Source organism: Candidatus Margulisiibacteriota bacterium (assembly GCA_018822365.1).
In the GTDB taxonomy this organism is placed as follows: Bacteria; Margulisbacteria; WOR-1; order O2-12-FULL-45-9; family XYB2-FULL-48-7; genus XYB2-FULL-45-9.
This window is the reverse complement of record JAHJKL010000077.1, coordinates 1-15458: the sequence shown is the minus strand read 5'-3', so window position 1 is coordinate 15458 and position 15458 is coordinate 1. Positions and strand designations below refer to the sequence as shown.

The following is a 15458-nucleotide window of genomic DNA, read 5'->3' as shown; positions in this document are numbered from 1 at the left end:
CATTGATGATCATTATTAGGTTGTTGCACAATCTTGTCCTGTTCCTGGCGATCTTTTTTGCCTTTTTTCTGGCTTCATTCATTACGTTCTTTTTCGTTCCTTTTTACCGCGACAAGCATTATCCTTTTCAGGTCGCCGCCAAATACTGGTCAAAAATGATCATCCTGCTGTCTGGTTCGCAGCTCAAGGTCTCCGGCCTGGAAAATATTCCGAAAGGGGCGCTAATGATCGCCGCTAATCACCAGGGGGCGGCTGATATCCCGATCGTCCTTGGCGGTTTGCCGGTCACCTTTTTATTTGCCATTAAGAAAGAGCTGTTCAATATCCCGATCTTTGGCTGGTACCTGAAAATGGCCGGCTATTTTCCGGTCAACCGGGAAATGGTCTTGAACGCTTATAAGCTGGTCGATAAAATGGTTTCATTATTAAAACAAGGAGATCGGATCCTTATCTTTCCGGAAGGGACCAGGAGCCGGGACGGTTCTTTGGGGAACTTCAAGCGAGGGAGTTTGCTGGCGGCGTTAAAAGCCGAGGTGCCGGTTCTGCCGGTAGCGATCTCCGGTAGCTATAATATTTTGCCAAAAGGAGCCAAGCTGTTTTCTTCAGCTAAAGTCAACCTCTCTGTCGGCAAACCTGTTTATTTTACCAATGAAGCAGAATATGAGGCCAAGCTGGCGGAAGTTCGTCAATCTATTGCAGATATGCTGAAAGCGCCTCTCTGACCGTTCCGACTTCTTCCAGGTTGAGCTTGGTTTTTGCTTTGCTCCCTTTGGGAATAACCGCTGTTTTAAAGCCGAGCTTCTCCGCTTCTTTTAGTCTCTTTTCAATGCTGCTGATCGAACGGATCTCGCCCGCCAGTCCAATTTCTCCAGCCGCCATGGTGGCAAAGTCGATCGGCTTTGACCGATAGCATGAAGCAATTGCCAGCGCGATCGGCAGATCTATGGCCGGTTCGTAAACCCTAACCCCGCCAGCCGCGTTAACATAAACATCCGAAGCGGACAGTTTCATGCCAAGCTGTCGTTCCAATACCGCAAGTATTATCGCGACCCGGTTTTGGTCGACCCCGGTCACTTTTCTGGCCGGATATGCCATTTTAGTCGGAGCGACTAGCGCCTGGATCTCGACCAGCAGCGGACGGCTCCCTTCAATTGCCGCAGTTACAACCGACCCTGAAGCCCCCTTTGGCCTTTCCGATAAAAATACTTCGGAAGGATTCTCAACTTCTATCAAGCCGGTCTCTTTCATCTCAAATATCCCGATCTCATTAGTCGACCCAAACCGGTTTTTGATCGCCCGCAGCAGCCGGTATTGCTTGTGCTTTTCTCCTTCAAAGTATAAAACGGTGTCAACCACATGCTCTAAAACCCGGGGACCAGCGATCATCCCGTCTTTGGTCACATGGCCAACAATAACGATCGGGATGCCAGTTGCTTTGGCGATCCCAACCAGGTAAGCAGCACACTCTCTGACCTGAGCGACCGAGCCTGGCGCCGACTGAACTTCTTCCCGATAAAGGGTTTGGATTGAATCAACAATTACGCAGCCTGGTTTTACCTGCTCTATTCTTTTTTCAATATTTATCAAGCTGGTTTCCGGCAATAAAATAAGATCTTTTGTCGTCGCTCCCAGCCGTTCCGCCCTCATCCTGATCTGCCTGGGAGACTCTTCTCCGCTTATGTATAATACTTTAGTTTTCCGGCTTAGCGACTCGGCAACCTGGAGCATCAGGGTTGATTTACCGATCCCGGGTTCGCCTGATATTAGGGATGCCGAGCCAGGAACGATCCCTCCCCCCAAAACCCGATCAAGCTCCCGAAGGCCTGTTAAGACCCGGTCTTCTGCCTGATAACTGACATCAGTTATTGGGACCGGTTCGGCCGCTTTTAAGGCTGCTGGTTTATTTGGAGTTTGAACTATTGGGGCTTCTTCGTGCAGGCTGTTCCATTCGCCGCAACTTGGGCACTGACCTTGCCAGCGCGGAAAACCCTGGCCGCACGAGCCGCACATATAAAGAATTTCATTTTTCGGCATAGTTACGCCGAGGCGCTCTCGAGTTTGCGGATTTTCAGCGATGATTTACCGGTAAAAAAGATCTCCTTGTCTTTCAGATCAGCCTTGATACTTGTCCCATAGGGAAATTTACCTTTTAAGACTTCTTCAGAAAGCTTATCTTCTATGTGCTCTTCGATCGAGCGGCGCAGCGGCCTGGCTCCGAGCTTTGGGTCATAGCCCTGATCGACCAAGAAGACCTTCGATTTTTTGGTTAGGTTGATCGATAGCCCTTTTTCGGTCAAACGGTCGTTGATATCGCCGATCATAATATCAATGATCAACAGCAGGTCTTCTTTGGAAAGGGGGTGGAAAACGATCTTTTCGTCGACCCGGTTCAGGAATTCCGGTTTAAAGCTTTTTTTAAGCTCTTCCAGGACCACATCCTTCATCTTGCCGTAACTGGCGCCGGCATCCGCCCTGGTCACAAAACCGATCGAGCTTTCTTTTTGGATCAGCGCCGCGCCAACATTGCTGGTCATGATAATAACTGTATTCTTAAAGTCGATCTGGTGCCCCTGCGCGTCGGTCACATGTCCCTCATCCAGCACCTGTAGAAGCAGGTTCATCACGTCCGGATGGGCCTTTTCGATCTCATCAAACAGAACCACGGAATGCGGCCGACGGCGGACCGGCTCGGTCAATTGCCCCCCCTCGCCAAAACCAACATATCCGGGAGGTGAGCCAACCAGCCGCGAGGTAGTGTGCGACTCAAGATATTCAGACATATCGATCCGGATCAAGGCTTCGGTATCGCCAAAAAGGAATTCGGCCAGCCTTTTTGCCAGCTCAGTTTTTCCAACCCCGGACGGGCCAAGGAAAACAAATGAACCGATCGGCCTTTTAGGGTCTTTTAGCCCGGCTCTGGCCCGGCGGATCGATTTGGCAATAACGGTTATCGCTTCCTCCTGGCCAACCACCCGCTGCCGGAGGGTCTCTTCCAGTTTAAATAAACGCTCGGTCTCTTCCTGGGTCAACTGGGTCACCGGCACGCCGGTCCAGCTGGCAACGATATGGGCGATAACCTCTGCGTTGACCTTCGGCACCTTTTCCAAAGGAGTTGATTCTTTTATAAGAGCTGCGTTTTGCAGCATGGTCCGTGAAGCCGCTTCGTCAACCAAATCGATCGCTTTATCCGGCAAAAACCGATCGGAAATATAACGGGCCGAAAGCCTGGCAGCCGCGACCAGCGCGTCTTCAGTTATCTGGACCCGGTGAAATTCTTCATAGCGGCTGCGCAATCCTTTTAAGATCTCGATCGTTTCTTCGACCGACGGCTCGTCCACCAGAACCGACTGGAACCGCCGCTCCAGCGCAGGATCGGATTCAATCCTCTTGCGGAACTCGTCTATCGTAGTCGCGCCAATACACTGGATCTCGCCCCGAGCCAGGGCCGGCTTTAAGATGTTGGCCGCATCCATCGCCCCCTCAGCCGCCCCTGCGCCGATCAAAGTGTGCAGCTCGTCGATAAACAAGACCACGTTCTCGCTTTTTATCACTTCATCAAGGACTTTTTTCAACCGTTCTTCAAACTCTCCCCGGTATCTTGTCCCGGCGATCAGCAGCCCCATGTCAAGGGCAACTATCCGTTTATTTGCCAGGGTAGCCGGGATATTCCCCAAAATTATTTTTTGGGCCAACCCTTCAACGATCGCGGTTTTCCCCACTCCCGCTTCACCGATCAAGACTGGATTGTTTTTTCGCCGGCGGGAAAGGATCTGAATAACCCTCTCCACTTCTTTGGCCCGGCCGACGACGGGGTCAAGCTTATTATTGCCGGCCATTACGGTCAGGTCCCTTCCAAAAGAATCGAGCAATGGAGTTTTACTGGCGCGGGTAACCTTTTTTTGCAAAGGATTAACTTCCCCAAGAAGCGAAATTATCGTTTCTTTGGCCGCTGCCGGTGAGATCACGTAATCGGCAAAGATCTTGCCGGTAACCCCTCCCCCTTCCCGCAGCATTCCTAAGAACAGGTGCTCTACGCCGACATAGCTGTGCCCCAGCCCCCTGGCTTCGTCCCAGGCCAGGGCAATGATCTTCTTGATCTGGGGATTAAACGGCAGCTCCTGCGCCTCACTGTCCGGCCCTTCCTTAGCCAGTAGCGACTCTTCTATCCTATCTTTTATCTGCAAGGGATCTGCCCGAAAATTCTCCAGTGTTTTGATCACTGATTGGTCATTTTCCCTGAGCATCCCTAAACAAAGGTGTTCGGCCCCCACATAATTTGAGCGGAGCCGCTTGGCCTCTTCCTGCGCGGCCATGATCACCCGGATCGCCCGTTCGGTAAATCTTTCAAACATCTTGTTGGGATTATATCAACGATCGACTCTCGGGCGCAAGTTAATTAATTTATGTTCCGATATATAATTATGGAGGGGAACAACTTGAGCAATTCCACAGAGAAAGGCCGATGCGTTTTAACCCTGGGTGAAACCATCTATAAAACTTCCGGTAATATCATCTTCAGCGACTGCGAAACCGGCAAATTTGTCCTGGCTGAAAGCAAGACACTGGAGCGGCTGGACAAAGCGATTCAAAGAGGCATTCTGGATAACGGGATGCAGATGCTCCTTAATAAAGTCAGGAACTGAACTGCTGAGGCAGGGTAATGATAAAGGTCGTCCCTTTGCCGGGACGGCTGCGAACCTTAATTGACCCCTTATGCTCTTCAATTATTCGGAGGGTAATTGGCAACCCCATTCCGGTACCGGTTATTTTTGTCGTAAAGAACGGATCAAAAAGGCTCTTGATGTTCTCCTCGGAGATCCCTTCCCCGGTATCGGTTACTTCCACAAAGATGACCGGCAGCGGTTTTGACATCTTCTCTTCTTCGCCCCAAACGATCTCGTCCCCCTGACGCACTCCCTGGCGCCCGTGAATTTTACCCAGCCTGATGACTTCGCCAACATCGGTCTTGACCGCCAGCTCTCCCCCTTTTTCATGCATCGCTTCAATGGCGTTTTTGACAATATTAACAAAGACCTGCTGCAGCTGGCCGGCATCCCCGGCTATTTGCGGCAGCTGGGCAAACTTCTTGGTTATCCTAACATTATTTTTCTTTGCTTCACTCTCAAATAACATTAACACTTCATCAAGCAGCGCGTTAACCTCGACCTTGGTCAGCTCCGGCTTGGCCGGCCGCCCGAATTTCAGCAAGCTCTCCGCGATTTTGTTGATCCGTTCGATCTCGTGCGGGATTATCTGGCTGAATTTATCGCGAAATTCCTTGTCATCCCATTTCTGCTGCAACAGCTGGGTAAAAGTTCTAAGCGAGACCAGAGGGTTCTTTATTTCATGCGCCATCCCGGCCGCCATGGTCCCAAGTGAGGCTAGTTTTTCTGATAGGATCAGCCGCTCCTGGCTGTCTCGCAGGTCTTTGGTCATTTTATTAAACGCGTCAGCCAAATGCCCGATCTCATCGCTTGAGTTGATCGGGATACGATAGCCCAGTTCTCCATGTGCGACCGCTTCCGTCCCCTTGATCAGTTCCTTTATCGGCTTTTCGATCGACCAGGCAAAAAAGGCGCCGGTCAGCGCAGCTAAAATAATGCCAATAATGACAAAAAGCAATGAATTCGTTTCCAACTGGCGCAATTCTGCGTAGGCGGACGACCTTGACTCTTCGATCACTACTCCGTAGTTTGTCCCCGGTATCAAAAGATAAGAACCAACCATAGGGTTGCCTAATTCATCGTAAAACTCGCCACGCCCGACTTGTTTTTTCAGCAGCTCAGCCACCGCGCCGTTCTGCCGCATATCGTCTTTTAATAATGCCCGGCTCCGGTCCGGATGTGCCACCAATAACCCTTTGCTGTCTACAGTAAAAGCGACCCCTCGCGAGCCGATCTTTATGTTTTCGACCGCCTTTTGCATTTTTTCAGCCGTGATCGGCTGCGGGTCGGAAACGACCTGCGCGACCAGGTTTTTTGCCGTCTCTTCGTAGTAGGATTGGACAAATCTGACCAAAGAATTTTTGCTGATATTAATCGTCGCCAATGCGGTCGCCTCAAACAAAATAACGACCATTAACACAAAGATCATGACCAGCTTAAAAAGCAGCCTGGTTTTTAAGAATTTTATCGGCGCGGCCGCCTCCGGGCTTTCCGGAGGAATAATTTCCCCCAAAAGCAAGCTCAAGGCGCCGGATAGAAAGATCAGCCACGAAGCGAGAAGGTACCCGGCTTCGCCCAGCCGAACATAAGAATACGAAGAAAAGACCGCGCCTAAAAACAACATGGCTGCGCAAGCGGTGTAAAGAGGAAGCTTGCCGGATTTCTCTTTCAACGCTCCTCTTATGCCAAAGAGGACCAGAAGCAGCCAGGAAAAAGAAACAACCGGCATCAAAGGGATCCAAAAGGAATAATTGACGATCGGCTGGATAACCCCTTCCCGGTAAACTAAATTAGCCGATGAGCTGATCACCTGGTAGGCAAAAAAACCAATGACCGCAAAATAGAAAGCGGAAAAGATATGGCCTCCCCGCAGAGCAAAACGCTCAACGATAAACAACCAGACAAAAAAAGCGGTCGCCAGCAGGCTGATCGAAACGACCTTCTCGACCAAGATCAAGTCGGCCAGGCTTTGCCCAAGATTGACCATTAGCTGAGAAGCGATAACGGATCCAACATAAATAAAAAGAGAGAGAAAAACCAGACCAAGCAGAAGGTTCTTTTTGCTTCTCAGCCCGCTCTTAAGAAAGGCCAATCCGCCGGAAAAAAGTATCCCCGCGGTAAATATTTCCGCGAATATGCATATTATTGTTAATGTTGATAGCATTAATAAATTGAGATCGGGATCTTTCCGGTTGCCGTGCCGCCGGCAAGGTTAATTACTTCTATCGGGATCAGGTAATTCCCAGGGGAAAGGGTTTTTGGCAAGAGAAAGCGCACGGTCCAGGTATCATCTCCTGACGCAACGTCCCCGTCCTGTCCGTCATTACGGAAAGAAAGGGCGTCTTGAAAGCCAAGAGGCCTGATGTCTGCCGAAATAGACTTCACATCGATCGGTCGGCCGGGATTGTCGACCCGCAGCACCAAAGTAACAAACGCCCCGCTTTGGGGGGATATTTTTTCAGGGACCGCCTTGGCTTCAATGATCAACGGCTTTATTTCAACATCGATCGTCGTTTTTGCCAGAGCCATCCAACCGTTCCGGTTGATCGCGGAAACATTGATATCTTTTGGCCCCAAAGAAGTTTCCGGCATTATCGTGGTTAAAAGCGTGAACAATCCGTCTCCGGCAACCACATCGCCGAACTTGCCGTTATCGATCAATTGCGCGTCAGATAATTGCCCGATACTGGCCAGGTCGGCCCTTACTCCGGCAATATTCGACAGTCCATTGGGATCGTCAACGGCGGCAACGATCTCCAAAACAGTTTGGCCATCCGGCGGGGCTTTTTTCGGCGTGACCTTCACCCAGTTTATGGTTGGGGTCAGCCGCACCTGGTTAACCTTGGAAAGATCATAGCCTGTCGTAAAAGAGAACAGGTCGTTCAGCCTGTTCTTCAGGTTTTTGACCGCCGATATCAGGAGAACAGCGTCGTCCTTGGTCATGGTCGCCTCTTCAGCCGCGACCGGCAGAACAAGTAAAAGCAAACCGATTATCGCCGCTAGTTGCTTTTTCATCTTTTAACACCCAGAACCTTGAACAATCGCTCCGACTCTTCTTTGGTTACCGGCGCGTCGGGCCGGAAAGTCCCGTCTGAATAAAGAGGCATCAGGTTCCAGTCAATTGCCGCCTTATAGTAGGCGGCCAGAGGATTTGTTCTCTTAATATCGACAGAGACGTCTTTGGTCACTTCCGGCAGAGGCAAGTCGGCCGATTTCACCAGCCATGTCGCCAGCTCTCCCCTGGTTATCGTCGCCTCCAGTTTAAACTCCCCTTTGGTTTCATCAACGTTAATAACTCCGATCGTGACCAATTCTTCCACTTTACTGCGTCGTTTTTTAAGCTCCGCTTCTTTTTTCCTGAGCGCTTCCTGCTCTTGCAGGGAGATCGTTCTTTCCAGCTTTTTCTTGAGATCGTTTTCTTCTTCGACCGAGATCCTGGCTTTTCGCAAGACCTTATATGTCCAGGACACCATTTCCTGCTCGTTCCTTGCTTCAACCACCACCAGGTTCTTTCCTAGTTTGAGCGGGACCACGACCCGGAATGAATTGTCCTTCCCTTTGCTGGCCAGGTAGTTGTTCACGTAAACGTCAACCCCGGGCTTGACCTTGCCGGTCACCTCAAGCGTTTCGTCATAGGTTACAAAATTATCCTCAAGAGAGATCCGTTCGATCGCCGTCTCTAAAAACACCGACGGCCTCTCTACATCAAGCTTCTTGAAAACCACCCACTCTTTCGGGAAATACGTCCCGGACACAAGCACTTGCCCTTCGTCTTTGATCGGCTCCCGGTTACCGGAAATGGTAAAAGCCCATTCTTCCGACCGCAGGCCAACCCCCCAGGTCGGAGTAAAAGAAAGCCCGCCAGGCCGCCATTGTTCCATCAGGCCTGCCTGCAAAATAAATATCTTGTTTAATGTATACTCCCCGCCGATCCGCAGCAAGGTCGGGTTAGTGCTAGCGAAATCAAGCTCCCCCCCCATGACCAGCTGTCTGGTGTCACTGTAATTGAGTGAACCGATCGGCCCAATAACTTTTGCGGAAAACCCAATTTTATGGTAAGCGGTGATTGGCTCGGCAACACTGTCGTCCCACAAGATCTCGCCGCCGCCAAAAGATTTTTGGGGAATAATGTTTTGCAGGGCCAGCCCGACCGCCAGCCACTCGTTCGGTTTGTATATCCCGCCAAGGTCAACCGTCCAACCGTTAGCCGAGCGGTCGTTAATACCTGTCCCCCTGAATGTTTCAGAAAGTATTGACTTGAAGCTGACACCAAGACCAACTCTTTGCAGGACAGGGTTTTTAGCGTAAGCCGGAAAGAAGAAAAGTTTTGTTCCGTAAGAAAGAACGACCAGGCTGCTTTTTGACGTCCGCAGAGACCCCAGGTAGGGAAGATTTTCAATGCTGGTGTTGACCACCGCAAGCCCAAATGAGGAGCCAAGCCCGGTCGGATATGCTCCGGCAACGGTGATCCGGTCAATATCCAGGTTGGTGATGGCAATACCTTTGGCCCAGGCTAAAGAAGCCGGGTTATAAAGGGCGCCGTTCGGGTCATCGGTTAAAGCCACTACCGCCCCGGCCATTCCCAGGGGCCGCCCGCCAACCTCGGTGGCAAACGGATTGATCCCCAGCTCGTTCAATCTGGCCTGAGCTGGAAAAGCAAAAACAACCAGAGAAAAGATCACAAGCAAGCAGCTGGAAGCTAAAATAAACAACTTTTTTTGCCTATTCAAATATAGATCCACGGGTCAAATTGTATCACCCATCCTCAGGTTGCTCAAGCGAAATATTTCTGCTATAGTAAACCCGCCATGTTTTTAAAGACCTTGTCGCTAAGAGGCTTCAAGACCTTTCCCGACCAGACCGATATCGAGTTCGGCCCGGACTCCAGGGTTACCGGCATTGTTGGGCCGAACGGCTGCGGCAAAAGCAATGTTTTAGACGCCGTCCGCTGGGTCCTGGGGGAAGACAATCCAAGAATGCTGCGGGTCGGTTCACTGGATAATATTATTTTCGCCGGCACCGCTCAACGCAAACCCCTCTCTTTGGCCGAAGTTACCCTGACTTTTGATAATTCGTCGGGGCGCCTGCCGGTCCCTTTCACCGAGGTCGCGATCAAACGCCGGACTTTCCGCGAAGGGGAAAGCGAGTTCTACATCAATAAAAATCAATGCCGGCTCAAGGATATCCGCGACCTGCTCCTTGACACCGGGTTGGGCGAGGGAACCTACGCGATCATTACCCAGGGACAGGTTGACGCCATCCTCTCCAGCAAGGGAGAAGAACGCCGGGTCGTTTTTGAGGAGGCCGCCGGCATCAACAAGTACAAGACCAGAAAAGTCGCCGCCGAGAAAAAACTGATCGCCGCCGAACAAAACCTGCTCCGCATCAACGATCTAAAGATCGAGGTCGGCGAGCATTTGATCGTCCTGGAAGAGCAGGCGCGACGGGCCAAAGAATACCTGGAGATTCAAAACAAGGTCAAAGAGCTGGAGATCGGCTTAAGCAAAAAGCTATTGGGTAGTATTTTAGAAAAAAAGCAAAAGCTGGAAGCGGCGCTGGCGCAGGCCCGGCAAGAGTCCCAGGCCAAGAGCGCCGCCGAAGAAAAAGACTTCAGCGCGGCCGCCGACTTAAAAAAACGGCTCCGCGAGATCGAATCGCAGATCGACGATCTGGCCGCCCAGCTTGACAGCGAAAAAGACCGGCTGCGCGACGCCGAGCTCAACCGCCGTTTCAAGGAAAAAGACCTGCAAAGGGAACAAGAGCTCCTCCTCTCGGTCTCGGCAAAAAAAGCCGAGCTCGCCGGAAAAGTCCTGGCGCTGCAGACCCCGGCGACCAATGACCCGGCGCAAGTCCAACTCGACGAATCGCTGCATCGCCTTGTCGATCAAACCAGGGGACTGGTTGCCCTGCTCTCTTCCATCCTGCAGTTTTTCGGCAAGGAAGAAAACCTGTCCCTGGCCGCCAGCGAAGCAGAAGCGACCCGCAATCTTAAGCTCGAATTGTTGAACGAGGAACACCACAAGGCCCAGGCTGAAATGGAACGGCTGTCCGCATCGATCGAAGCCCACCGTCAAGATCTTTTAGCGGTTTCCGCCCCCGATAACCAAAAGAAAACCTCATTGTCCGATGCGATCGCCCAGTTGAAGGTCGAACGGGAAAAGACCAACCAGCAGATCGCCCAACTTGAAGAAAAAAGCCGCCAGGAAGAACAGGAAGAAAGAGAGGCCGCCAACATCGTCGCCTCCCTCGAAGTTTCCCTGGCCAAGGTTGACGGAGAGCTGCTGGCGATCGGAGAAAAGCTCCTGGCCGAATACAACCTCTCGCTACAAGATCTGGAAGGGTCCTCCGGAGAGGTTTCTAATGTCAGTAAAGCCAAAAGCGAGATCGAGGAAGGGAAGTCAAGGCTGCGCCACCTTGAGCCGGTCAATCTCCTGGCGATCGAAGATTTCGACCGGAACAAGGAACGACTCTCTTTTATTGAAGCCCAACTAACCGATCTTAATGCCGCCCGTGAGAACCTCCGGAATTTAATAGTTGAGCTGGACGCTCAAGCTGAAACAACCTTTCTGCAGACCATGGACCAGCTTTCGGTGGTTTTTTCCGATGTTTTTAGTCAGCTCTTTAGCGGAGGTGAGGCGCGCATTGCCCTGGCCCCCGGCCAACCGGCCCTGGAGGCGGAGATCGAGATCTCGGTCCGCCCCAACGGCCGCCGCTGGCTGCCGCTCCCCCTCCTTTCCGGCGGGGAACGGTCGCTTTGCGCCGTAGCTATCTTATTTTCTCTACTGAAGATCCGGCCCTCTCCTTTTTGCTTCCTTGACGAAGTTGATGCCGCGCTGGACGAAGCGAACATCGGCCGGTATACCAACATCCTGAAAGATTTTTCCGCCAATACTCAAGTCATAGTCATTACGCACAACAAACGGACCATGGCGATCGCTGACAGCATTTACGGCGTAACGATGCAAGACCCCGGGACCTCAAAGGTACTCTCCATGAAACTTGCCCAAGTCCCGGCATGAGGCGCACGGCTCTAGCAACGATTATCGTTCTTTTCGCCTTAGTCACTATAGTGGTTTCCAGGCCACAGGAAAAAGAGCCCCAACCCTCCCTTCCCGCTACTTTACCTCAGGCACTCTGGAACAGTACCGGGCTGCAGATCAATAATTCCTCCGGCAACACCCCCCAGCAAAACCCGGCAACCTGCCTGGCCGGCGACGGCAGCCTTTTTGTCGTCTGGGAAGACGGCAGGTCCGGATTCACCAAACTTTTTGCGCAAAAATACGACCCATCAGGAAATCCGCTCTGGGGTATCAATGGATTAAAGGTCGGCGACGGGGAAGGGAACCAGAATTCGGCCAGGCTGGCTTGCGACGGAAGCGGCGGCTTAGTTATCGCCTGGCAGGACTACCGGAATGATAATTCCGATATTTTCGCGCAACACCTCTCCCCCGGAGGGACCACTCTCTGGGGAACGGGGGCCTTGCCGATCTGCGTTTCCGCTTATGGCCAATTCGCTCCGGAAATCGCTTTAAATCAAAAGGGAGACATCGCCATTGTCTGGCATGATTATCGAAATTGTATTGGCGAAGATGTCTATGCCCAGAAGGTCGATCGTCAGGGCCGGGCCCAATGGGCCGCCAACGGGATCGCGCTTTGCGACGAAGGCGGAACCCAGTGGTACCCACAAATTGCCTCGGACGGAACGGATGGATTTTTTGTGGTCTGGACCGACGGACGCCCGCAAAACAACGGCAGTGATATATACGGCCAGCACCTTTCTTCGAACGGAGAGGGTCTCTGGGGGAAGAACGGACTGGCCTTGTGCGCCGCGGCCAACAATCAGGAAAACCCTGTCCTGGCCGCGAACAAAAATGTTTTTTTTCTCGCCTGGACCGATTTGCGCAGCAACAACAAGGACATCTATGCTCAAAAATTCAATCTTGCCGGCGCCCCGCTCTGGGAAAAGAACGGTCTGCGGGTCACTAACGATCAATTCTCCCAGGAAAACCCCGACCTTTCTCCCGCTCCTGATGGGGGCGCGGTCATAGTTTGGGCCGATAATCGCAAAGAACAAAGCAACATTTTCGCCCAAAGGATCAATGCGGAGGGAAATCCTCTTTGGAAAAACAACGGGATCGAACTTTCTGCCGGGCTCTTCCGCCAGGACAACCCCAAGATCGCGTTCTTATCAACAACTGACTGGGTGGTAGTCTGGGAAGACTATCGTAAAGGGAGCTCTCGGCTATTCGCGCAAAAGATCAATAGCGCCGGCCGACAGCTTTGGGCCGATGACGGCCTTTTGGTGTCCGGGTTGGGGAGCGACCAGGGAAAATCAAGCCTGGCAGTTTCAGCCAACGATAACATTTCTGTTCTTTTTCAAAGCCGCCAGAATGGCAATTTTGATATTGTCCGGCAGGTATTTTCCAGCAGCGGAGCGCCTCTGCTGGGAAGGAACGGGGAGGTCGTGTGCGACACTCCCGGAGCGGTTGTCCACCAAAATGCCGCCGCTATCAATAATGGCAACAATGAATTAATAATTGTCTGGGAAGACGGGCGCAACGGCTTTTTGAATATTTACGCCCAAAAGCTCACCAAGGCCGGCTCCCTGGCCTGGGGGAAAGAAGGGGTAGCGATCGCCAAAATCTCTGCCACGCAAGCCAGCCCCAGGCTGATCCCTGACGGACAGGGAGGAGCGATCACCGTTTGGGAAGATAGCCGGGACGGAAAGGTCGTCAGTCTGTATGCCCAACGGATCTCGGCAGGCGGCCGTCCTTTATGGGGCCAAACTGGTATTAGCCTAACCAAACTTGGCTCCGAACAACGAGCCCCGGTTCTGGTCCCCGATAATAACGGCGGAGCTATTTGCGCCTGGGAAGACGAAAGAAGTCCGCTCAACCTAAAGGATATTTTCGCCCAAAGGATCTCGTCAGCCGGAGAGCCGCTTTGGGGAAAAAACGGCCAGGCAGTCGCGTCAGAAAACGGCGACCAACTCTCCCCGTCAGCGATTGTCGATGGGAACGGAGGCGTGATAATCTCCTGGGCAGACGCGCGCCGCGGCGACCGCAACCTTGACATCTACGCCCAACGACTGCAAAGCAACGGCAACCACCTCTGGAAGGAGAACGGCATGACCGTTTGCGACGCGCCCGACCTGCAGCAGTCGCCAAAACTAATTAGCGATGGAGCCGGGGGAGCGATCATCGCCTGGACCGACAAAGCCGGCGGAAGCTATGATATTTACGCTCAGCGGATTAACAGGCTGGGCTTCCCGCTCTGGATGAAAGATGGCGTCCCTGTTTGCCAGCTGGCCCGTTCCCAGCAAAATCCTCTGCTCACCCGGATGAACGATGCGACCATGCTCGTCTGGCAGGACTATCGTTTTGGCAATTGGGACATTTTTGCCAATACTTTGTCAGATAACGGCGAACTGCTCTGGAGAGAAGAAGGGATGCCAATAATTGATAGCCCTTTAACTCAGTTCGCGCCCCAGGCGGTCACGCTCGCGAACAACACCGCGATCGTCGCCTGGGAAGATTATCGGAATGGCCGAAGTTACGAGATCTACATGCAAAAAGTCGGCCCTGACGGCCGCCCCCTCTGGCCAATCAACGGGTTATTGATCAAAACGAATAACGGCGCCCGCTCCCCCCAGGTCATTGGACTGGACGATTACTTTGTGGTTCTTTGGGAAGACTATGCCGGCGGAGGAAAAGCCCTCTCCGCTCAGGCTTTTATCGAAGAGTAACACTCTTCCCCGCCCGTTATTAATATGTTAATATTATGCAACCTATGGGAAACCTAAGTGAGAACTTTAATCATAAGGACTTTATCTGCCATTGTCCGGACTGCCGGGGGGCATACCGGATCCATCTCGGACTGGTCGGTATCTTAGAAGAGATCGCGGTTCATTTTAAAAAAAGGCCAAGGATTATTTCCGGCTTTTATTGTGAGTCTTATCTGGAAAGGCTGAAAAGAGAAAAGAAAAGTTATCACGCGGTCGGCAAAGCAGCAAACATTGTCATCGATGGCACCCCAGCGGCTGAAGTGTTCAAGTTTGCCGAAACCCTGGAAGGGGTCAATGGCCTTGGTTATTACCCGGAAGAGAACATGGTCCACCTCGACACCAGGCCACCGGAAAAAAAAGAGACCTGGGTGAAAGAAAAAGGTAAATACCTGCCTCTAAATCAGGAAAAGCGACACCAATACGGACTATAAGTGGCAATTGATCCTCAGCAAATCAACTACTTCCTGAGCTATTTAAAAAATGAACGCAATTATTCGCCTCATACTATCAGCAACTACCAGCGTGATCTTGTTTTTCTGGTCGCTTTCCTCAAGGACCGGGAGATCAACCGTTCTGCCGCTCGCGAATTCCTGATCCAACTGGAAAAGAAAATTTTTTCCCGCCGCTCTATTGCCCGCAAACTCTCGGCCGCCCGCTCATTTTTTCGTTTTTTATTAAGAGAAGATCTGACCGAAGGCAATCCTTTTGACCTGCTCTTAACCCCAAAAATACAAAAAAAGCTTCCTAATTTCCTTTATCCCGAGGAAATGGCCAGGTTGCTCAAAGCCCCTGATCAGAAACATCTGGGGATCAGGGACCTGGCAATCCTTGAACTTCTTTACAGCAGCGGCATCCGGGTCACCGAACTGGTGGGGCTGAACCTGAACGAGATGGATCTGGCCGAAGGGGAGATCCGGGTCTTTGGTAAAGGAGCAAAGGAAAGGATCGTTCTTTTCGGGTCATTGGCCGCGACCGCCCTTGGAAATTACATTAATAACGCAAGGGGCAAG

11 protein-coding genes are annotated in these 15458 nt (G+C 51.9%); 6 read left to right on the top strand and 5 right to left on the bottom strand.

Going from position 1 to position 15458, the window contains the following annotated elements; translation table 11 throughout:
• Positions 1-5: 5 nt before the first annotated feature.
• Positions 6-722, top strand: a complete 717-nt coding sequence (locus tag KKF06_07625; GenBank protein ID MBU1617624.1) for a 1-acyl-sn-glycerol-3-phosphate acyltransferase — start codon at positions 6-8, stop codon at positions 720-722.
• On the opposite strand, the gene radA is transcribed toward KKF06_07625, so the two are convergent.
• Entirely contained in the window at positions 691-2034 is a 1344-nt protein-coding gene (gene radA, locus KKF06_07620) for a DNA repair protein RadA (GenBank protein MBU1617623.1), read from the bottom strand. The genes KKF06_07625 and radA overlap by 32 nt on opposite strands.
• 2 nt (positions 2035-2036) lie before the next feature.
• Positions 2037-4352 (bottom strand): ATP-dependent Clp protease ATP-binding subunit, encoded by a 2316-nt coding sequence (locus tag KKF06_07615; protein MBU1617622.1) that lies wholly within the window; start codon positions 4350-4352, stop codon positions 2037-2039.
• A 51-nt stretch (positions 4353-4403) separates the two neighbouring features.
• On the opposite strand from KKF06_07615, the gene KKF06_07610 reads away from it, so the two are divergent.
• Positions 4404-4643, top strand: a complete 240-nt coding sequence (locus tag KKF06_07610) for a hypothetical protein (GenBank protein ID MBU1617621.1) — start codon at positions 4404-4406, stop codon at positions 4641-4643.
• Here the strand turns inward: KKF06_07610 and KKF06_07605 are convergent.
• Genes KKF06_07605 through KKF06_07595 form a run of 3 tightly spaced genes read right to left on the bottom strand, consistent with a single transcriptional unit; the run spans position 4633 to position 9394 of the window.
• Positions 4633-6828 carry a HAMP domain-containing protein gene (locus KKF06_07605; protein ID MBU1617620.1) on the bottom strand — a complete coding sequence of 732 codons (2196 nt, stop codon included), beginning with the start codon at positions 6826-6828 and terminating at the stop codon, positions 4633-4635. The two genes, KKF06_07610 and KKF06_07605, sit on opposite strands and share 11 nt — an antisense overlap.
• On the bottom strand, positions 6828-7679 hold the full coding sequence (locus KKF06_07600; protein MBU1617619.1) for a hypothetical protein: 852 nt from the start codon (positions 7677-7679) through the stop codon (positions 6828-6830). Before KKF06_07600 ends, KKF06_07605 begins: the two co-directional genes overlap by 1 nt.
• Positions 7676-9394 (bottom strand): S-layer homology domain-containing protein, encoded by a 1719-nt coding sequence (locus KKF06_07595; GenBank protein MBU1617618.1) that lies wholly within the window; start codon positions 9392-9394, stop codon positions 7676-7678. The genes KKF06_07600 and KKF06_07595 overlap by 4 nt, the downstream gene beginning before the upstream one ends.
• Positions 9395-9472: 78 nt before the next feature.
• Here KKF06_07595 and KKF06_07590 point away from each other — a divergent pair, with 78 nt between their 5' ends.
• From KKF06_07590 to KKF06_07575, 4 genes are all read left to right on the top strand, one after another.
• Complete coding sequence (locus tag KKF06_07590) at positions 9473-11683, top strand: AAA family ATPase (protein MBU1617617.1); 2211 nt, start codon at positions 9473-9475, stop codon at positions 11681-11683.
• A complete protein-coding gene (locus tag KKF06_07585; GenBank protein MBU1617616.1) occupies positions 11680-14409 on the top strand; it encodes a hypothetical protein in 2730 nt (909 codons plus the stop codon). The genes KKF06_07590 and KKF06_07585 overlap by 4 nt, the downstream gene beginning before the upstream one ends.
• A gap of 44 nt (positions 14410-14453) precedes the next feature.
• On the top strand, positions 14454-14879 hold the full coding sequence (locus KKF06_07580; GenBank protein MBU1617615.1) for a DUF882 domain-containing protein: 426 nt from the start codon (positions 14454-14456) through the stop codon (positions 14877-14879).
• On the top strand, positions 14880-15458 hold a 579-nt coding region (locus KKF06_07575), incomplete at its 3' end, for a site-specific integrase (protein MBU1617614.1).